Consider the following 19,850-nt stretch of genomic DNA (forward strand, 5'->3'; position numbering starts at 1 on the left):
GGCAGAATGGCGATCAAGCCGGTGGCGGCCGACGACAACGCCGATGCGGATGCGCCGCGCCGGGGCATCGGTTCAGCCGACAAGGCGGTCGACATGCTGGTGGCCCTGATCGAGGCCGGTCGGGCCGCGCCCTTGCGTGACCTGGCCCGGGCGACCGACATGCCGGCGAGCCTGGCGCACCGCTATCTCTCGAGCCTTGTCGCCCGCCGGCTCGCCCGCCAGGACGGCGCGACCGGCTTCTACGATCTCGGCCCGCTGGCCATCCGCCTGGGCGCCGAGGCGCTCGGCCGCGTCGATCCGCTGGCTCTGGCCATGGAAGCCATGCCGGCACTGTGCGACGAAACCGGCCTGACGGTCCTGCTCAACGTCCTCGGCGATAGCGGTCCGGTCATCGTGCGCTGGCAACGCAGCCGGGTGCCCTTCATGACGACGCTCGCCGTCGGCGCGACCTTGCCGCTGACCCAGTCGGCAACCGGGCGCGTGCTGCTGGCCTTCCTGCCGGCCAGGCCCGTCGCCAGGCTGATCGAGCGCGACACGGCTGCTCCCGGCCTCGCGGCGCGCCTCGCCCAGATCAGGACGCGGGGTTACGACACCGCCGATTCGACCGTCATTCCCGGCCTCGCGGCGATCAGCGCGCCGGTGCTCGACGCCCAGGACGAGGCGGTCGCGGCCCTCACCCTGGTCGGCGCCGGGCCGGACGTGCGTCCGCTGCAGCAAAAGGCGATCGACGCGCTGATGGCGACCTGCCGCCATGTTTCGGGTCAATGCGGCAGCGACTTCCTGGCAAGGCTCGAAGGACCGGCCTAGGTCTCGAAGCCCCGGCGCGGCGCGCGCGACGCTTCGTTGTTGAGGGTGACGAGATCGATCAGCAAGGCCACCAGCTTGTCCTGATCGGCGCGCTTGAGCGGACCGAGGATCCGTTCCTGCGCCCTCTGGACCCCGGGCTCGGCCTGTTCGAGCAATGCGGCCCCTTCCGGCGTCAGGGCCAAAAGCTTGATGCGCTTGTCGGAGGGGCTGCCGCTGCGGAGGATCCAGCCTTTGCCCTCGAGCCGTTCCAGCACCCCGCCGACGGTTGGCCGATCGAAGGCGATCAGGCCGGCGAGCCGCGTCGCGTCGATGCCGGGATGCTCGCGAATGGCATAAAGCGCGGCATATTGAACCGGCGTCAGGTCGAGATCGGCGGTTTCCTCCAGGAAGATGGCGACCGCGATTTGCTGCGCGCGGCGGATCAGATAGCCGGGCTTGGCGTAGAGCAGCGGCAACGACATGAAGCGGGATCTCCGTCCTCGCCCGAATGTCTCGCGTGGTTATGGCCGCGTGAGACATTCGGGCTGGCCTCCCGGGATAGCCGATCCCCGGCCGGCTGGTCGAGGGGCTGGCTGATCGGTCACTCGGCGTCCGGCTGCCGATCGGGTGCTGCGTCGCGGAAGGCGGCGAGGCCGGCGCAAGCCTGTTCGATGGCGATCAGCCGCGGGAAAGCCTCGACCGCCACGCCGAACCGCCGGGCATTGGCGAGCTGCGGAACGAGACAGATATCGGCGAGTGTCGGCCGTTCACCGAAGCAGAACGGGCCCGGCTCGCCGTCGAGCAGCGCCGCGCAGGCGGTGAGCCCGTCTCGATTGACGCTGGCCGCCCAGGCCTGGACCTCGGCTTCGGCGATGCCGAGCCGGCGCAGCCGCGCCAGCACCTTCAGGTTCTGCACCGGATGGATGTCGCAGGCGATCGCAAGCGCGAACGCTTTCGCCCGTACCCGCCGCCAGGGATCCGAGGGCAGAAGCGGCGGCGACGGCCTCAACTCCTCCAGCCAGTCGATGATCGCCAGCGACTGGGTCAGGAGCCCGCCGTCATCGGTTTCGAGCGTCGGCACCAGCCCTTGCGGGTTCAGCGCGAGATAAGCCTCGGCATTCTGTTCGCCCTTGCGCAGGTGATGCGCCACCTGGGCGGCCTGGAGCCCCTTGAGATTGAGCGCGATGCGCACCCGGTAGCTCGCCGAACTGCGGAAATAGCCGTGCAGCACCATGCCGGTATCGCTCCATGCCTGAACAAGATTGACAGTATGCTTTCAATAAGTATGCTTATGAATAGGAGCTGTCAAATCAAGGCGGCCACGGGAAAGCGGTCGTCCGCGACCACATAAGGAGCGCCGAACATGTCCATCGCACCTCTCGAAACCCCGGCGCGGCGCGCCTTCTACGACAAGATCGACAAGTCGAGCATGACCGCGCTGTGGACCGTGCTCGGCGCGCTGATCACGCCGGAGCCGAAATCGGCTTGCGTGCCGCATCTCTGGCGTTTCGCCGATATTCGCGCGGCCATGATCGAAGCCGGCAGCCTGATCACCGCGAAAGAGGCGGAGCGGCGCGTGCTGATCCTGGAAAACCCCGGGCTGCGCGGCAGATCGAGCATCACCACCTCGCTTTATGCCGGCGTGCAGCTGATCCTGCCGGGCGAAGTCGCGCCAGCCCACAAACACGCCCAGTCGGCGCTGCGTTTCGTGCTCGAAGGCTCGGGCGCCCATACCGCCGTCAATGGCGAGCGGACCCGCATGGAGGTCGGCGATTTCGTCATCACGCCCTCCGACGCCTGGCACGACCACGGCAACGAGACCGACGCACCGATGTTCTGGCTCGACGGGCTCGACATCCCGCTGATCCAGTTTCTCGATGTCTCCTTCATCGAGCACCACGGCGACGATGCACAGGCGCTGACCCGGCCCGAGGGCGATTCTTTGGCTCGCTTCGGCGCCAACATGCTGCCGGTCGACCAGACGTCGGGCAGCCTGACCTCGCCGATCTTCAATTACCCCTATGCCCGCTCGCGCGAAGCGCTGGACCAGATGCGGCGCGCCCGCCAATGGGACCCCTGCCACGGCCTGAAGATGCGCTACGTCAATCCTCAGACCGGCGACCATGCCATGCCGACCATTGGCGCCTTCCTGCAATTGCTGCCGAAAGGTTTCGTCTCCAGCCGCTATCGCTCGACCGACGCCACCGTCTTCACCCCGGTCGAGGGCCGCGGCCGCTCGACCATTGGCGACACCGTGGTCGAATGGGGGCCGAAGGACATCTTCGTGGTGCCGAGCTGGAAACCCGTGGTGCACGAGGCGAGCGAAGACGCGGTGCTGTTCAGCTTCTCCGACCGGCCGGTGCAGGAAAAGCTCGGCGTCTTGCGTGAAGACCGCGGCAACGCCTGAGCGGAACGGACAGAGCCATGCCCGACTTCGTCCTTGCGCCGCCGCCCGTCCCCTCCGTCGCGGTCGCCGGCGGCAAACGCTTCGCGGTGCGCCGGATTTTCTGCGTCGGGCGCAACTATGCCGCCCATGCCCGTGAAATGGGCAAGGACCCGGCGCGCGAACCGCCGTTTTTCTTCCTCAAACCCGCCGACACGGTGGTCGATGACGGCGCGGCCATCGCCTATCCGCCGGAGACCCGCAATTTCCACTACGAGATCGAGCTGGTCGTCGCCATTGGCCGGGACGGCGCCGATATCCCCGAGGCCGAGGCCCTGGCCCATGTCTGGGGTTATGGCGTCGGCATCGACCTGACCCGGCGCGACCTGCAGCTTGCCGCCCGCGACGCCGGCCGCCCCTGGGACTGGGGCAAGGGTTTCGACCGCTCGGCACCGATCGCGCCGCTGCGTGCCGCCTCGGCCATTGGCCACCCGGCCCGTGGCCGCATCTGGCTCAAGGTCAACGGCCAGGTGAAACAGGACCAGGACATCGCCGATCTCATCTGGTCGGTGCCCGAGATCATCGCCATCGCCTCGCGCTCGATGGCGCTGAAGGCCGGCGACCTGATCATGACCGGGACACCGGCCGGCGTCGGCCCGGTGGTCGCCGGCGACCGCATCACCGGCGGCATCGACGGCCTCGGCGAAATTGCCGTCACGATCGCGGCCGGCGGGCCGTGACCACCTGACTACACCCTCAAGCCAAGAGCCCGACCAAGCCAAGAGCCCGACGAAAACGGGCCGGACGCCATCCAGGAGAGGAAACCATGAAATCCACCATCGCCGCGCTGGCGCTCGCCAGCCTCATGCCTCATCTCACACCCCTTGCCGCCCAAGCACAGGAACCGCCCCGGACCCCGATCAAGATCGGTTTCGTCTCGACCTTTTCCGGTCCTTCCGGCCAGCTCGGCCAGGAGCTCCTGCTCGGCTTTCGCCTCGGTATCGCCAGCGTCGGCGGTCAGCTCGGCGGCCGGCCGGTGGAGATCATCGAGGGCGACGATCAGGCCAAACCCGATGTCGGCCGCCAGCTCGTCGACAAGATGATCGAGAGCAATCGTGTCCAGATCATCACCGGCATCAATTTCTCCAACGTCCTTCTGGCGGTGGCCAAACCGGCGCTGGATGCCGGCGCCTTCGTCATCAGCGTCAATGCCGGCCCCTCGCAGCTCGCCGGCCGAGGTTGCCACCCGCGCTTCTTCGCCGCGGCGTTCCAGAACGACACCTCGGCCGAAGCCATGGGCTTGCATCTCACCGCCAAGGGCGTCCGCCGCGTCTACCTGATGGCGCCGAACTATCCGGCCGGCCGGGATTATCTCAACGGCTTCAAGCGCACCTTCAAGGGCGAGATCGTCGGCGAGGTCTATACCGCCTTCGGCCAGCTCGATTACGCCGCCGAGATCGCCCAGTTGCGGGCGGCCGGCCCGGAAGCCGTGTTCTTTTTCTATCCTGGCGGCATGGGCATCAATTTCGTCAAGCAATATGCCCAGGCCGGCCTGCGCGCCGCCGTCCCGCTTTATGGCCCGTCCTTCTCGCTGGACCAGACCGTGCTGCCGGCGATCGGCGACGCCGCACTCGGCGCCTTCGCCTCGAGCTTCTGGAGCGAAAGCCTGGACAATGCCGCGAGCCGCAAGTTCGTCGCCGATTTCGAGGCGGCGCATGGCCGGATCCCGGCGCCCTACGCTGCCCAAGGATACGACGCCGCCCGGCTGATCGATGCCGCGCTGAAGTCGATCGGCGGCCGGATCGAGGACAAGGCCGCGTTCCAGCGCGCGCTGGAAACCGTGACGTTCGACACGGTCAGGGGTCGCTTCCGGTTCAACACCAACCACTTCCCGATCCAGGATTTCTACCTGAACGAGATCGTCAAGGACGACCGCGGCCGCCTGGTCATGGGCCTGCGCGAGCGCATCGTGGCGGATTATCCGGATGCCTATGCCGGTGAGTGCCGCATGCGGCCGGCGACCAACTGACACCAGCAGCCAGTGCATGGGAACCGGCGGCCTGCCGGTTCCGATCGCCAATGGCCGCTCCGGCCGGCACTGACCTCGGGATCCGTCGATGACCTTTGCCCTCTTCGCCGAGCAATTGCTCAACGGCGTCCAGCTCGGCGTGATGCTGTTCCTGATGTCGGCCGGACTGACCCTGGTCTTCGGCATCATGAACCTGATCAACCTCGCCCATGGCGCGCTCTACATGCTCGGCGCCTTCATCGCGGCGGCGGTCGCCAATGCCAGCGGCTCTTTCCTGCTGGGCGTGCTTGTCGCGGTCCCCGCGACCGGCCTCATCGGCGCGGTCCTGGAAATGACCTTGCTCCGGCATTTTTATGCCCGCTCGCATCTCGACCAGGTGCTGGTCACCTTCGGCCTGATCCTGGTGTCGAACGAAGTGGTCAAGCTGATCTGGGGCGCGGTGCCGCTGCGCTTCGCCCTGCCGCCCATGCTGGACGGCGCGGTCGAGATCTTTCCGGGCGTTGCCTACCCGATGTTCCGCCTGGCCATCCTGGCGCTCGGCCTCGTCGTCGCCGTCGCGCTCTACCTGGTGATCATGAAGACCCGGATCGGCATGTGGGTGCGCGCCGGCGCCAGCGACCGCGCCATGGCGGCGGCGCTCGGCGTCGACGTCAACAGGGTCTTCGTCCTGGTCTTCGCGGCGGGTTCGGCGCTCGCCGGCCTCGCCGGCATCATGGCCGGGCCGATCCTGGCGGTGCAGGTCGGCATGGGCGAGCCGATCCTGATCCTGGCCCTGGTGGTCACCGTCATCGGCGGCATCGGTTCGATCAAGGGCGCTTTCATCGCGGCTCTGGCCATTGGCCTGATCGACACGTTCGGCCGCGTTCTCCTGTCCCCCGCGCTCGGCAGCATGGCGATCTTCATGGCCATGGCCGTCATCCTCGCCTGGCGCCCCAAAGGATTGTTCCCGGTTCATGGCTGACACGGCTCTTCCTGCGATCGACCGCCCGGGCCCCCGGCAAGTTCTTCGAGCCGGGCCCTGGCTGAAGCTCTGGCCGGTCCTGCTGGTCCTGCTGGCGCTGGCCACCGTGCCCGTGGTGGCAACCGCCGCCGGCGAACCTTTCCTGATCCGGGTGTTCACCCGCATCGTCATCTTCGCGCTCGCCGCCGCCGGGCTGAACCTGGTGCTCGGCTTCGGCGGCCTGGTCAGCCTGGCCCATGCGAGCCTGTTCGGCATTGGCGGTTATGTCGTCGCGATCCTGGCCCAGCACGAGGCGGAAGCGGAACCTTTCGGCTTCGCTCCGCTGCTCCTGTCAGGCACCAGCGATCTGATGATCTCGGTGCCGCTGGCGGTGCTCGCCTCCGGTCTCGTCGCGGCCGCGATGGGCATCGTCGCGATCCGGACCGGCGGCGCCTATTTCATCATGATCACCCTCGCCTTCAATCAGATGCTCTATTATTTCTTCGTGGCGCTGCAGCGTTACGGCGGCGAGGACGGCCTGCAGATCCTCGGCAGCCTGCATCTGGCCGGCCTCGACGTCGCCAACCGGGTGCATTTTTATTACGCCTGCCTGGTCCTGCTCGGCCTCGTGCTGGTCGCCACGCAGCGTCTGGTCGACAGCCGCTTCGGCATGGTGTTGCGCGCCACCGCCCAGAACGAGCGGCGGGTCGTCGCGGTCGGCCTTGCGCCGCTCAGCTACAAGCTCGTGGCTTTCGCGCTGTCCGGCGCGATCGCAGGCCTTGCCGGCGCGCTGATGGCGGTCGGCCAGCAATTCATCAGCCCGGTCGACATGGCCTGGATCCGCTCGGGCGACCTGGTGGTCATCTGCGTCATGGGCGGGCTCACCGTGGTGGTCGGGCCGGTGATCGGCGCCGCGGTGTTCCTGATGCTCGAACTCGTCCTGTCGAGCTATACGAGCCATTGGCACCTGCCCTTCGGCATCATCGTCATCGGGCTCGCGGTGGTCCTGCGCGGCGGCCTGGCCGACCTGCCCAGACGCATCGCCGGCAAGTTCGGCCGGGGAGAGCGGCCATGACCGGCCGGCCCCTGCTCGAGATCCGCCATCTCAGCAAAAATTTCGGCGGCCTGGTCGCCACCAGCGACGTCAGCCTGGAGGTCCGGCCCGGCGAAACGCTCGCCCTGATCGGCCCGAACGGCGCCGGCAAGACCACCTTGATCGCGCAATTGCAGGGCGAGTTGCGGCCATCCTCCGGTGCCATTCTGTTCCGTGGCCGCGACATCACCCACATGCCGCCGCAGCGGCGCGCATCGCTCGGCCTTGCCCGGTCGTTCCAGATCACCGCCGTGCTGCCGGACTTCACCGCGCTCGAAAATGTCCGGCTGGCGGTACAGGCCCGCAGCGGGCATTCCTTCCGGTTCTGGCGCTCCGCCGCGGGCGACGCGTCCCTCGACGGCCCTGCCGGCGAGGCCCTGGACCAGGTCGGGCTCGGCGCCCGCAGGGCGACACGCGCCGATGCCTTGTCGCATGGCGAGCAGCGGCAGCTGGAACTGGCCATTGCGCTCGCCATGAAGCCAGCGCTGCTGCTGCTCGACGAGCCGATGGCCGGCATCGGCCGGCAGGATGCCGCCGCGATGACGGCCCTGCTGCGCAATCTGAAGCGATCCTACAGCATCGTGCTGGTCGAACACGACATGAACGCCGTCTTCGCCCTGGCCGACCGCGTCGCGGTACTGGTCGCCGGCGCGGTCATTGCCGTTGGCGCGCCCGATGCGGTGCGGGCCGATCCGGCGGTGCGCGCCGCCTATCTCGGCCACACGTCGTGAGGAGGCGCTGATGCTGCTCGAAGTGCGCGGCCTTGCCGCCGCCTATGGCGCAAGCCAGGTTCTGTTCGGCCTGTCGATCGATGTCGGTGCCGGCGAGGTGATCTCGCTGATCGGCCGCAACGGCATGGGCAAGTCGACCACGGTGAAATCGATCGTCGGCATGCTCAAGCCAAAGGCCGGCACCGTGCGTTTCAACGGCGAGCGGATCGACGGCCAGCCCTCGCACCGGCTGGCGCGCATGGGCCTCGGCCTGGTTCCCGAGGGCCGGCGTATCTTTCCCAATCTGACGGTCAGGGAAAACCTGGTCATGGCTGCCGCCGACCGCCGCGCGGCCGATGATCCATGGACGCTCGAGCGTGTCATTGCCTTCTTCCCGCGCCTGGGCGAACGGCTGGGCAATGGTGGGCATCAGCTTTCGGGCGGCGAACAGCAGATGCTGGCCATCGGCCGGGCGCTGATGACCAACCCGGTCCTGCTCATCCTCGACGAGGCGACCGAGGGGCTCGCCCCGGTCATTCGTGAACTGATCTGGACGCGGCTCGCCGCGCTGAAGGCCACGGGATTGGCCATGATCGTCATCGACAAAGACATCGAGGCGGTCGCTGCGCTGGCCGACCGGCATTTTGTCGTCGAGAAGGGCGAAATCCTCTGGACTGGCTCATCCGGCGAACTGATGGCCGACACCGCCATGCGCGCGCTTTATCTGGCGGTCTGACGCCGGCCCTAATGGCCGGCGGCGAGCGTGCCGCGCTGGCGGCTGTCGGAGGCGCCGGTCCAGCCCTGGGGGGTCGCCAGGATGGCATTGACATTGCCGAAGGCCGGCCGCGGCGCGATGCGGTGGCCGCGCCCGACCAGCAGCCGCAGCGTGTCGACCGAGACGCCCTGTTCGACATCGATGGCGTCGGGCTGCCACTGATGGTGGACGCGCGGCGCGGCAATCGCTTCGGCAATGTTCATGCGATGGTCGGCCACATTGAGAATGGTCTGCAGGGTGATGGTGATGATCCGGCTGCCGCCCGGTGATCCCGTGACCATGGCGACCTTGCCGTCGCGAAACAGGATGGTCGGGGTCATCGACGACAGGGGACGCTTGCCCGGTCCCGGCAGGTTGGCCGCGCCCTGGACCAGGCCGTAGGCATTGACCGCGCCGGCCTTGGCGGCGAAATCGTCCATCTCGTTGTTCATCAGGATGCCGGTGCCCTCGGCGACCAGCCCCAGCCCGTAGGAGAAGTTCAGCGTATAGGTATTGGCGACCGCATTGCCTGATCGGTCGACCACCGAGAAATGCGTCGTCTGCTCGCCTTCATGTGGCGCCGGATCGCCAGGCCGAACCTCGGCCGCCGGCCGCGCCCGGCCACGGTCGATCAAGGGACGAAGGATGTCGGCATAAGCCCTCGAGGTCAGGCCGCGCACCGGCACGCTGGTGCCGTCGGGATCGCCGAGATGTTGCGCACGATCGGCATAAGCGAGCTTCATCGCCTCGACCATGACATGGATCGCCTCGGCGCTGTTATGGCCCATGGCACCGAGATCGAACGGCTCCAGCAGGTTGAGCAGTTGGATGAGATGGACGCCGCCCGATGACGGCGGCGGCATGGAGGCGAGCGTGTAGCCGCGATAGCGGCCACGCACGACGTCGCGGATGACAGGGCGATAGGCGGCGAGATCGGCGACCGTCATGATGCCGCCATGGGCGCCGAGCGCCGCGACGATCCGTTCGGCGATGGTGCCCTCGTAGAAACCCGCAGGGCCGCGCTGGGCAATGGCTTCGAGCGAGCGGGCGAGATCGGCCTGGACCAGGGTCTCGCCGCGCCGCGGCGCCGATCCGTCCGGTTTCAGGAAGATCCGCATCGAGGCCGGGAAACGGGCGAGCCGGCGGGCCGCCTGCGGCAGCGAATCGGCAAGATCCTCGTCGACCGGAATGCCGTCGCGGGCGAGCCGGATGGCCGGCTGGATCAGCTCGGCCAGCGTGAACCGGCCGGATCCGTAGCGCCGATGCGCCTCGGCGAGCCCGGCAACCGTTCCCGGCACGCCGGCGGCCAGCCCCGAATCACGCGACAGGCGCGGGTCCGGCTCGCCATTGGGGCCGAGGAACATGGTCGGCGTCGCCGCTTGCGGGGCCATTTCACGATAGTCGATGGCGATCGTCTCGTTGCGTTCGGCGAGATGCACCAGCATGAAACCGCCGCCGCCGAGGTTGCCGGCCCGCGGCAAGGTGACGGCGAGCGCGAAACCGACCGCCACCGCAGCGTCCACGGCATTGCCGCCGCGCGCCAGAACCGAGACCCCGACACGGGTCGCCTGGGCTTCCTGGCTGGTCACCAAGCCGTTCGCGGCGATCGCCGGGTGGACCCGGGCGACGTCCGAAATGATCGGCCAAGTCGGCAAGGAGGTCGGCAAGGAGGTCGGCAAGGAGGTCGGCGACAGCGTCGGCAGGGGCGCTGGCGAAGGCACCGGCAAAACCGTCGGTGCAGGCGCCGGAGCCGGCTGCGCCACCGGCTGGGCCAGGGCCACGCAGGACAACAGGCCCGCAACGAGGACAGCATGAACACACCGCATGGACGGCCTCCGACATCTGCCGCAGTCTAGCCCTGCGCAGGGCCCCCTTGGCAATTGACTGCGCCGCGCCATGATACCAGAACCATCACGTGCTTTTGATTTGCGAGACCCGCCATGGCTGCTCCCGACCGCCTGCCCGCGATCCCGCCTTCGGCCTATACCCCGGCCCAGGCGGAAGCCGCAGCCGAGTTCCGCGCGCGCCGCGGCGCCGAGCCGTTCGGGCCCTATGCACCGCTGCTGCGCTCGCCCAAGGTCATGCAGGATGTCGAGGCGCTCGGCCGGCGCATGCGCCACGGTTCCTGCCTGACCGAAGATCTGAAGGAAATGGCCATTTGCCAGGTGGCGCGGGCCTATTGCCAGCAGTTCGAATGGTCGGTGCATGTCCTCGAGGCGGAAAAGGCCGGCGTCTCCAGGGCGCTGCTGGAGGCGATCGCCGAGGGCCGCAGGCCCGATGTCATGACCTCGGACGAAGCCTTGATCCATGACGCCGTGGCCGAGCTCATCGCCACCAAGCGCTGGTCCGACACGACCTATGCCCGCATCGTCGCCCGCCACGGCGAGCAGGGTGCGGTCGAGATCCCCGCCCTGATCGGCATCTATGCCTTGCTGGCGCTGGTGCTCAACGTCGCCCGCACCCCGGCCGACGGTGCCGAGGGCCTGGCGCGTTGGCCCGAATAATAACGATTGCAGGTGCATGATATCCGCTGCGCCAGAACCCGGTTAAGTTCGAGATCATGCAAACTCAATCCCTCGCCGTCGCCGAACCCCCTGCCGAGCCGGCCCGCAGTGCGGCGATCACCGGCTGGGTGCTGTTCGATTGGGCGGCTCAGCCCTATTTCACCCTGATCAACACCTTCGTCTATGCGCCGTTCTTCGCCAGCGCGGTCGCCGCCAATCCGGTCGAAGGCCAGGCCATGTGGGGTTTCGCCACCAGCGCCGCCGGGCTCGCCATCGCCTTCCTGTCGCCGATACTGGGCGCCATCGCCGATGCGTCGGGCCGCCGCAAGCCGTGGATCGCCGCCTTCGGGGTCCTGCTGGTGGTCGGATCGGGGCTCCTGTGGTTCGGCCGGCCCGGCGCGCCGGAAACAGTGGCGCTCGTCCTGTTCGCCTTCGTGCTCGCCACCATCGGCGCGGAATTCGCCACCGTCTTCAACAATTCCATGATGCCGACCCTGGTACCGCCCGACCGCATGGGCCGGCTCTCCGGTCTCGGCTGGGCGATCGGTTATGTCGGCGGCATGACGTCGCTGATCCTGATGCTGGGTTTCCTGGTGGCAAACCCGGAGACCGGCAAGACGATCATTGGCCTGAAACCGCTGTTCGGGCTCGATGCGGCGGCGCGCGAGGGCGACCGGGCCGCCGGCCCGCTGACTGCCCTGTGGTTCATCGTCTTCGTCATTCCGCTCTTCCTGTTCACCCCGGACGTGCCGGCCAGGATGGGCATGGCGGACGCCGCGAGATCCGGCCTCAGAAGCATCCGCGGCACCATCGCCGAGCTGCGCAAGCACCGCAACATCATGGTCTTCCTGATCGCCAACATGATCTACATGGACGGCCTGATCGCGCTGTTTGCCCTCGGCGGCATCTATGCGGCCGGCGTGTTCGGCTGGACGACGATCGAAATCGGCCTGTTCGGCATGCTCCTGACCATCACCGGCACGTTCGGCGCGCTGATCGGCGGCAAGCTCGACGATGCGATCGGCTCGAAGCCGGTGATCCTCGGCGCCATCCTGTTCCTGACCCTGTCGACTTTTGCCATCCTGCTGATCGGGCCGGGCCACGTCTTCTTCGTCTTCGAGACGGCGAAACCGATGCCCGGCGACGGCCTGTTCGCGACCCTGCCGGAACGGATCTACCTGATCCTCGGCGGGATCATGGGCGCCGCCGCGGGCCCGCTCCAGGCGGCCTCGCGCTCGCTCCTGGTCCGGCTCGCGCCGCGCGACAAGATCGGCCAGTTCTTCGGCTTGTTCGCCCTGTCGGGCAAGGTCACCGCCTTTGTCGGCCCGTTCCTGTCGAGCGTCGTGACGCTGGCGCTCAACGACCAGCGCGCCGGCCTCGGCGTGCTGCTGGTCATGTTCGTCATCGGAGCGATCACCCTGACGCAGGTGCGCACCCGGCCCGCGCCGGCCTGAGCCGGCTCGGATGGCCCCAACGATCCTGGCCTCTCTCCGAAGCCGGCCCTAGCTGCGGCCGCCCCAGGGCGCCGATGAGGGATAACCGCCTTGCTGCGGCGCGGCCTGAGCCTGGAAAGCCATCTCGACCGAAACGGCGGTGCCGCTGACGCTGACCATCAGCATGGACTTGCCGAGCGTCTCGTAATCGACATCGATGCCGACAATGGCATTGGCGCCGAGCCGCTGGGCTTCCTGCATCATTTCGCCGAAAGCGGTGTTGCGGCCGTCGCGCAGCACCGCCTCGTAGGAGCCGGCGCGGCCGCCGACGATGTCGCGGATCGACGCGAAGAAATCACGGAAGATGTTGGCGCCGAGAATGACCTCGCCGGTCACCACGCCGTGGTAGCGAATGATGCGGCCGCCTTCGAGGGTCGGCGTCGTGGTCAGCAGCATGGGAGGATCTCCGGTTCGCGACCGCGCCAATCTAGAACATCTGCCGGCGCCGTCGATACCGTTGCGTCAAGGGCATCGGGTCATGGCCCGGCGGCGCGCCCGGACCTCAATGGCGGAAGTGGCGGGTGCCGGTGAACACCATGGCAAGGCCGGCCTGGTCGGCGGCCTCGATGACCTCCTTGTCGCGCATCGAGCCGCCGGGCTGGATCACCGCGGTTGCACCCGCCTCGACCGCTGCCAGCAGACCGTCGGCAAACGGGAAGAAGGCGTCGGAAGCGACCACCGAACCCTTGGTGAGCGGCACGGCATGGCCGGCGGCGACCGCCGCGTCCTCGGCCTTGCGCGCGGCGATGCGCGCCGAATCGACCCGGCTCATCTGGCCGGCGCCGACGCCCACCGTCGCACCGTCCTTGGCATAGACGATGGTGTTCGACTTGACGTGTTTGGCAACCCGGAAGGCGAAGCGCAGGTCGTTGAGCTCCTGCGCCGTCGGCGCGCGCCTGGTCACCACCCTCAGGTCCATGGCGTCGACCACGGCATTGTCGCGCGACTGCACCAGAAGCCCACCGGCCACCGTCTTGACCGTCAGGCCGGCCGCCCGCGGGTCGGGAATGCCGCCGGCGACCAGCAGGCGCAGGTTCTTTTTGGCTGCGACGATGGCCCTGGCCTCGTCGGTCGCATCGGGGGCGATGATCACCTCGGTAAAGATCTCGACGATCCGGCGCGCCGCTTCGGCGTCGAGCGTACGGTTCAGCGCGACAATGCCGCCAAAGGCCGAGACCGGGTCGCAGGCCAGCGCCCGCTCATAGGCTTCGATCAGGCTTGCCGCCTCGGCGACGCCACAGGGATTGGCGTGCTTGATGATGGCCACCGCCGCGGTGCGCGCCGGATCGAACTCGCCGACCAGTTCATAGGCCGCATCGGTATCGTTGAGGTTGTTGTAGGAGAGCTCCTTGCCCTGCAGCTGACGGGCGGTCGCGACGCCCGGACGCGCATCCGGGCCTTGCGGGGTCTTGTAGAAGGCCGCCCATTGATGCGGATTTTCGCCATAGCGCAACGCCTGGGCCAGCGAGCCGCCAAAGGCCCGGTAAGGCGTCGCGGTCTCCTTCAGCGCGTCGAACAGCCAGTTCGAGATCGCCGCGTCATAGCTTGCCGTGCGGGCATAGGCCTTGGCCGCGAGCCTGCGCCGCAGATCGAGCGTGGTGGCGCCGCCATTCGCCTTCATCGCCTCGATGACCGACGGATAATCGGCGGCATCCACCACCACCGTCACCGCATCATGGTTCTTCGAGGCCGCGCGGATCATGGCCGGGCCGCCGATATCGATGTTCTCGATCGTGTCGTCCCAGGTCGCGCCGCGGGCAATCGTCGCCTCGAACGGATAGAGGTTCACCACCAGGAGATCGATCGGCAGGATGCCATGGGCCTTCGCGGCGGCCTCATGATCGGCATTGCCGCGAATGGCCAGAAGCCCGCCATGCACCTTCGGATGCAGCGTCTTGACCCGGCCGTCCATCATTTCCGGAAAACCGGTGAGATCGGCCACTTCGGTCACCGCCAGGCCGGCATCCTTGAGCGTCTTGTAGGTGCCGCCGGTCGAGACCAGGGCGACGCCAAGCCCGGCGAGTTCGCGGGCAAAATCGACGATGCCGGTCTTGTCGGAGACCGAAATGAGCGCACGAGCGACGGGAGCATTGGCGGAAGCGGTCACGGTGGCGGTCTCCGGGAAGGTTTGGCCGCGCCTTAGCATGGCCGGCGCGGCGCCGGAACCGCATCTTTGACGGAAAATCACCGCAGGCGCCGGATCCGCCACCTTTTGCCGTTACAGCGGCAGTTGCGGTTCGGGCTCGCTGTCGGGCACATGGGTCGCCGGCCGCTCCAGCCGGCGCAGCGTCCAGCGCACGCTCGGCGTCGTGCCCGACCGGCCCTCGACCACCAGTTGCGAGGTGCGCCGCGGGCCCTCCGGCATGGCGAGCGCAATGCTCTCCTCGATGGTCACCCCGGCATCGGCGGCAAAGACCCAGGCCTCGCCGGTCGGCAACAGCAGCAGAACCGAACGGCCCTGCTCGGTCGGCACCGGCTGGACGGTCGGGTGCAGGTGGAAGCGCAACGCATAGGGCTGGTCGGCACCCTCGATCGCATCCTCGCCGTCGAGCCTTTCGCCATCTTCGGCGAGCGTCATCACCCGGGCGACCTGCACGCCGAGGCGCCGGCGGTAGCCGTCATGGGTTGCGGTGACGGTCAGGTCGCGCCGGTCGACCTCGACCACATGTGGCCCCGACAGCATGGCTCCCTCGGCCGGGCCACGGCGCACGAAGCGGGCCGACGAGCGATCGGCGACGGTTGCCGTCGAATGGGCGGCGGTCTTGCGCGCCTCCTTGCGCCAGCTGGCGCGATGGACGGTCGGCACGCCGCAATTCATCACCACCAGCTGCCGCCCGGTCGACAGTTCGAACGACAAGGTCCCGGCATGGGCACCGGTGCTATAGCTCGCCGGCGGCGGCGCGCCGACATCGGTGATGACAACCGTGGTCCCCGCTTCCAGCCGCTCGAAACCGCTATGCGGCGCCGAGCCCGGCACCGTGCCGCGCGATTCGTCATAGACCAGCGCCGTCGTCACCAGATCGATGCCGGTCGGCCCCATGCCGTTGAACCGCGCGATCGTGCCGTCGCCGAGCCGGAAGAACCGGATCATCGGCATCATCCGATCGACCGCGGTGAGGATCGCCGCGGGCGGCGTGACATTGCGTGCCGGAAACAGCTGGCGCAACGGCAGGAGGTCGAGCACGAGGCCGACCAGCACGCCCGGATCGCGACTGACATGGCCGCCATCGGGCAGAATCTGACGATCGAGCTCCTCGCCCAGGCGCTGCGAGGCCCATTTCAGCAGCCGCTCCTCGCCTTCCAGGCAGAGCCCGGCCATGACCAGCGCAACCAGCACCGCCAGCCGGTCGGCACCAGGGGCAAGGGAGGCGAACTGGGCGTCGAGCACGCGCACCTGCCACCAGAGCGAGCGGGCGAAGCGGCGATAGAACATCTCGTCCGCGCCGGCGAGCAACAGGCCGGAGGCGGCGAGCCAGGCCCTCAGCCGTTCGGCGGTGATCTGCGGCTGCCAGCCGACGGAATGGTCGCGGCCCTGCGCGGCGAGCCAGGCTTCGACCAGTTGGCGGGCCGCGGCGCCCGCCTCGGGCGTAGCGGCCGCCCTCAGATGCCGCAGCCAGCCGAAACCGGACAGCGCCTCCTGCCATTCTTCCGACGGCGGCGTGGCGGCGAACGGGTCGACCGCCTGAACCGTGCGACCGGCAAAGACATGCAGGCCTGCGATGATCTCGTCGGCCCGGACCGGATCGGCAGTGCGCAATTCCTGCGGCACCAGCAGCAGGCGCGGTGTCTGGCTGCGCCCGCGCCAGATCCGCATCATGCCGGCGCCGACCGGCCAGCCACGCGCACGGCGGTAATATCCGACGGCGGCAAGCCGGCCGGCGATTACCCACTCGCTCATCCACGCAAGGGTCTTTGCTACCAAAACCCGTCCGCCCCCAACCCACTTGGCCAACCAGACCCGCCGAATCGCTCGGCCAGTCATAGCCGGTCCGTCGTGCCGCCGGCCCCTCATAGAAGACACGGCTGCATTTCCAAGGCGTTAACCATTTTCGCGCTTTGATGCCTGCATACGGCGCGGGGGGTCGACGACCCGGCGCTGGCTGGTGATGGAGTCTGTGCCGTGTCTCGATCGAGCCTCCTGGCGGGTATCGCCGCCTTTGCCGCGATTGCCTCTCCTGCCGCGGCGATCGAAGCCGTTTCCGGACGCTACGAGATCATGATCGGCGGCCTGCAGGTCGGCGTCGCCGGCTTCGAAGGGCGCATTTCCAACGACAGCTATGAAACCTCCGTCTCGGTGCGCCTCTCCGGCGTGTCGCGGCTGATCGCGTCCGGCCGCGGCTCGGCGACCGCCTCGGGCCGGATCGCCGGCGGGCGCGCCGTGCCGGCCAATTATGCTCTGACCCTCAACACGACCCAGCAGAATGAAGCGATCCGCATGGCCATGTCCGGCGGCGCGGTGCGCACGTTCAGCGCCGAGCCGGCAAAACCCGAGGCGCCCGACCAGGTGCCGCTGACGGCGAGCCATCGCCAGGGTGTGCTGGATCCGCTGGCCGCGGCGCTGTTCGTGGTGGCCGGTTCCGGCCCGACGGTTTCGGCCGAAGCCTGCGCCCGGACCTTCCCGGTCTTCGACGGGCGTCAGCGCTACGACCTCGCCTTTTCCTATTCCCGGACCGAGGAACTCAAGGTTCCCGGTTATTCCGGCCCGGCGGTCGTCTGCAATGCCCGCTATCGGCCGATCGCCGGCCATCGCCCGGCGCAGACCCAGGGCATGGAGCAGAACCGCGACATGCAAATCTGGCTCGCCCCGGTCGCCGGAACGCGCGCCCTGGTGCCGGCACGCATCATGATCCGCACGCCGGTCGGCATGGCTCAGATCGAACCGACCAAGCTCGAGCTCGGCAGCCCCACCTCGACCGCCTCGATCAACCGCTGACGCCGGCTAAGGGCCGCTCCCGGAGCGGCGCAGCAGGTCGCTTCACAGGGCTTGGCGCACGCAAAGGCAGCGATCCCGGGCTCGATTTCCGGGCGGCCTGCCCGAGATTTGAGCAAACGCTGATTTTGCTTCGAAAAACGGGTTGCCGTCGGCCCCGGCATGGTCTTTGCTGCCATCTGTAATTCTACGAGACGGGTCCCGATCCGGGCCGGTCCGGACTGGGTCGCCGCAGCGGCCCGGCCGCTCAACAATAATATGCCGAAGGGCCCTGCCATGACCGATCTCCCGCGCTCCCGCCCGACCCGCCGCGACACCCTGAAACTCGCCGGCGCTGCCGCGATCGCGGGCCTCGCTGCTCCCGCCGTCCATGCCCAGGCGACCACCAATGTGCGCTTCACGCTGGACTGGCGGTTCGAAGGGCCGGCCGGCCTGTTTCTCAGCGCGCTGGAAAAGGGGCATTTCCGGGCCGAGGGCCTGAACGTCTCGATCGACGCCGCCTCCGGCTCGCGCGAGGGCGTCACCCGGGTTGCTTCCGGCACCTATGACATGGGCTTCGGCGACGTCAATTCGATGATCCGGTTCCGCGACGAAAACCCGACCGTCGATCTGAAGGCGGTCATGATGGTCTATGACCGTCCGCCCTTCTCGATCGTCGGCCGCCGCTCGCGCGGCATCACCGCCGACGTCAAGAGCCTGGAAGGCAAGAAGTTCGGGGCGCCCGCGCCGGATGCCGCCTATGCCCAGTGGCCGATCTTCCGCGCCGTGAACAATCTCAACGAGTCGACCATGCGGTTCGAGAATGTCGGCTTTCCCGTGCGCGAACCGATGCTGGCCTCCGGCGAAGTCGACGCGATCTTCGGTTTCGCCCATTCCTCCTACATCAACCTGAAGTCGCGTGGCGTGCCCGACAGCGACATCATCGTGCTGCACATGTACGACTATGGTGTCGATCTCTACGGCAACGTCCTGATGCCGAGCCCGGGCTTCCTGCAGGCGAACCGCGCCGCGGTCGCCGGCTTCAACCGCGCCGTGGTCAAGGGCATCCGCGATTGCATTGCCGACCAGGCCGCTTCGGTGAAGCTGGTGCTCGCGCGCAACGACGTGGCGCGCCAGGAGACCGAGGCTGAACGTCTCAAGATGACCATCGACAATTACGTGCTCACACCCTGGGTCAAGGCCAATGGCGTCGGCGGCATCGATCCGGCGCGCATGGCGAAGGCCATCGACCAGATCGGCCTGACCTTCACCTACAAGAACAAGCCGAAGGTCGAGGACGTCTTCCTGGCCGATCTGCTGCCGCCCGCCGGCGACCGCCGGCTGGCCTGAGTCCGGCCCGCGACGATCGACCGGGGCACGAACCGCCCCGGTCCCTGTTCTCCCGCCGAAAGCTCGTCCTTGCGCCCCTTCGTCGAACTGACCGACGTCAGCCATACCTATGCGACCGGCGCGACGCTTGCCGTCGACGGCCTCAACCTGAAGGTCAACGAAGGCGAGTTCGCGGCCGTCGTCGGCCCTTCGGGCTGTGGCAAGTCGACTTTGATGAAGCTCGCCACCGGCCTGCAATTCCCGCAGAAGGGTGCGGTTGTCGTCGACGGCCGCGAGGTGACCGCGCCGGTCAAGATCGCCGGCATGGCGTTCCAGGCGCCGACCCTGCTGCCCTGGCGCACCACACTCGAAAACCTCATGCTGCCGCTCGAGATCGTCGAGCCGCACCGCTCCCGCCTGCGCCGGCACAAGGCCGAATATGTCGAGAAGGCCGAGGCGCTGCTGGAATCGGTCGGGCTGAAGGACGCCGGTTCGAAATTTCCCTGGCAATTGTCCGGCGGCATGCAGCAGCGCTCCTCGCTCTGCCGGGCACTGATCCACGAACCCAAGCTCCTGATGCTCGACGAGCCCTTCGGCGCGCTCGACGCCTTCACCCGCGAGGAGCTCTGGTGCGTCATCCGCGACCTGCACGCGCGCGGCAATTTCACCGTGATCCTGGTCACCCACGACCTGCGCGAGGCGACTTTCCTGGCCGACCGGATCTTCTGCATGTCGTCCAGGCCGGGCCGGATCATCGCCGAGCGAGAGGTCGGCTTTGCCCGCCCGCGCGACCTCGAGCTTACCTACACCCAGGAATTCTCCGCCATCGTCCACGATCTGCGCGCCCGCATCGCGGAAGCGCGCACGACCGCCTGAAAGGCGCATCATGCAGGTCCTTTTCGACTTCCTGCTCGCCTGGT

At 68.0% G+C, this 19,850-nt stretch carries 19 protein-coding genes; 13 read left to right on the plus strand and 6 right to left on the minus strand.

What is annotated here, in order from left to right:
* Positions 1–6 precede the first annotated feature (6 nt).
* Positions 7–807, plus strand: coding sequence for an IclR family transcriptional regulator (locus E8M01_RS11195; RefSeq protein WP_136960187.1), 801 nt, complete (start codon positions 7–9; stop codon positions 805–807).
* Here E8M01_RS11195 and E8M01_RS11200 read toward each other — a convergent pair.
* Positions 804–1,268, minus strand: coding sequence for a MarR family winged helix-turn-helix transcriptional regulator (locus E8M01_RS11200; protein WP_136960188.1), 465 nt, complete (start codon positions 1,266–1,268; stop codon positions 804–806). The two genes, E8M01_RS11195 and E8M01_RS11200, sit on opposite strands and share 4 nt — an antisense overlap.
* A gap of 119 nt (positions 1,269–1,387) precedes the next feature.
* Positions 1,388–2,020, minus strand: a complete 633-nt coding sequence (gene maiA, locus E8M01_RS11205) for a maleylacetoacetate isomerase (protein ID WP_136960189.1) — start codon at positions 2,018–2,020, stop codon at positions 1,388–1,390.
* A 129-nt stretch (positions 2,021–2,149) separates the two neighbouring features.
* On the opposite strand from maiA, the gene gtdA reads away from it, so the two are divergent.
* The 7 genes from gtdA to E8M01_RS11240 all read left to right on the plus strand — a co-directional run bounded on the left by gtdA (position 2,150) and on the right by E8M01_RS11240 (position 8,677).
* Positions 2,150–3,193 carry a gentisate 1,2-dioxygenase gene (gene gtdA / locus E8M01_RS11210; protein ID WP_136960190.1) on the plus strand — a complete coding sequence of 348 codons (1,044 nt, stop codon included), beginning with the start codon at positions 2,150–2,152 and terminating at the stop codon, positions 3,191–3,193.
* A gap of 17 nt (positions 3,194–3,210) precedes the next feature.
* Positions 3,211–3,909 (plus strand): fumarylacetoacetate hydrolase family protein, encoded by a 699-nt coding sequence (locus E8M01_RS11215; protein ID WP_136960191.1) that lies wholly within the window; start codon positions 3,211–3,213, stop codon positions 3,907–3,909.
* 86 nt (positions 3,910–3,995) lie between these two features.
* A complete protein-coding gene (locus E8M01_RS11220; RefSeq protein ID WP_136960192.1) occupies positions 3,996–5,198 on the plus strand; it encodes an ABC transporter substrate-binding protein in 1,203 nt (400 codons plus the stop codon).
* An 88-nt stretch (positions 5,199–5,286) separates the two neighbouring features.
* The gene (locus tag E8M01_RS11225; RefSeq protein ID WP_136960193.1) at positions 5,287–6,159 is read left to right on the plus strand and encodes a branched-chain amino acid ABC transporter permease; all 873 of its coding nucleotides are present in this window, start codon (positions 5,287–5,289) and stop codon (positions 6,157–6,159) included.
* Entirely contained in the window at positions 6,152–7,213 is a 1,062-nt protein-coding gene (locus tag E8M01_RS11230) for a branched-chain amino acid ABC transporter permease (RefSeq protein WP_136960194.1), read from the plus strand. The genes E8M01_RS11225 and E8M01_RS11230 overlap by 8 nt, the downstream gene beginning before the upstream one ends.
* Positions 7,210–7,962 (plus strand): ABC transporter ATP-binding protein, encoded by a 753-nt coding sequence (locus tag E8M01_RS11235; protein ID WP_136960195.1) that lies wholly within the window; start codon positions 7,210–7,212, stop codon positions 7,960–7,962. The genes E8M01_RS11230 and E8M01_RS11235 overlap by 4 nt, the downstream gene beginning before the upstream one ends.
* A 10-nt stretch (positions 7,963–7,972) precedes the next feature.
* Complete coding sequence (locus tag E8M01_RS11240; RefSeq protein ID WP_136960196.1) at positions 7,973–8,677, plus strand: ABC transporter ATP-binding protein; 705 nt, start codon at positions 7,973–7,975, stop codon at positions 8,675–8,677.
* 8 nt (positions 8,678–8,685) lie between these two features.
* On the opposite strand, the gene ggt is transcribed toward E8M01_RS11240, so the two are convergent.
* A complete protein-coding gene (gene ggt / locus E8M01_RS11245) occupies positions 8,686–10,521 on the minus strand; it encodes a gamma-glutamyltransferase (protein ID WP_136960197.1) in 1,836 nt (611 codons plus the stop codon).
* Positions 10,522–10,635: 114 nt separating this feature from the next.
* Between ggt and E8M01_RS11250 the strand changes: the two genes are divergently transcribed.
* Together E8M01_RS11250 and E8M01_RS11255 are read left to right on the plus strand one after the other, a co-directional pair.
* Positions 10,636–11,199: a carboxymuconolactone decarboxylase family protein gene (locus tag E8M01_RS11250; protein WP_136960198.1), complete on the plus strand. Its 564-nt coding sequence runs from the start codon at positions 10,636–10,638 to the stop codon at positions 11,197–11,199.
* Between the two features lie 56 nt (positions 11,200–11,255).
* Complete coding sequence (locus E8M01_RS11255) at positions 11,256–12,653, plus strand: MFS transporter (RefSeq protein ID WP_136960199.1); 1,398 nt, start codon at positions 11,256–11,258, stop codon at positions 12,651–12,653.
* A gap of 48 nt (positions 12,654–12,701) precedes the next feature.
* Here the strand turns inward: E8M01_RS11255 and E8M01_RS11260 are convergent, their stop codons facing one another.
* The 3 genes from E8M01_RS11260 to E8M01_RS11270 form a co-directional block, all read right to left on the minus strand.
* Positions 12,702–13,088: a heavy metal-binding domain-containing protein gene (locus E8M01_RS11260; protein WP_136960200.1), complete on the minus strand. Its 387-nt coding sequence runs from the start codon at positions 13,086–13,088 to the stop codon at positions 12,702–12,704.
* 106 nt (positions 13,089–13,194) lie between these two features.
* Positions 13,195–14,838 carry a bifunctional phosphoribosylaminoimidazolecarboxamide formyltransferase/IMP cyclohydrolase gene (purH, locus tag E8M01_RS11265; protein ID WP_136960201.1) on the minus strand — a complete coding sequence of 548 codons (1,644 nt, stop codon included), beginning with the start codon at positions 14,836–14,838 and terminating at the stop codon, positions 13,195–13,197.
* A gap of 72 nt (positions 14,839–14,910) precedes the next feature.
* On the minus strand, positions 14,911–16,590 hold the full coding sequence (locus E8M01_RS11270; protein WP_170181859.1) for a heparinase II/III family protein: 1,680 nt from the start codon (positions 16,588–16,590) through the stop codon (positions 14,911–14,913).
* A 222-nt stretch (positions 16,591–16,812) separates the two neighbouring features.
* On the opposite strand from E8M01_RS11270, the gene E8M01_RS11275 reads away from it, so the two are divergent.
* From E8M01_RS11275 to E8M01_RS11285, 3 genes are all read left to right on the plus strand, one after another.
* Positions 16,813–17,625, plus strand: a complete 813-nt coding sequence (locus E8M01_RS11275) for a DUF3108 domain-containing protein (RefSeq protein ID WP_170181860.1) — start codon at positions 16,813–16,815, stop codon at positions 17,623–17,625.
* A 273-nt stretch (positions 17,626–17,898) separates the two neighbouring features.
* A complete protein-coding gene (locus E8M01_RS11280; RefSeq protein ID WP_136960204.1) occupies positions 17,899–18,951 on the plus strand; it encodes an ABC transporter substrate-binding protein in 1,053 nt (350 codons plus the stop codon).
* Positions 18,952–19,020: 69 nt separating this feature from the next.
* Entirely contained in the window at positions 19,021–19,806 is a 786-nt protein-coding gene (locus E8M01_RS11285; protein ID WP_136960205.1) for an ABC transporter ATP-binding protein, read from the plus strand.
* Positions 19,807–19,850 lie beyond the last annotated feature (44 nt).

The sequence above is a fragment of the Phreatobacter stygius genome (assembly GCF_005144885.1).
GTDB classification, from domain to species: Bacteria; Pseudomonadota; Alphaproteobacteria; order Rhizobiales; family Phreatobacteraceae; genus Phreatobacter; species Phreatobacter stygius.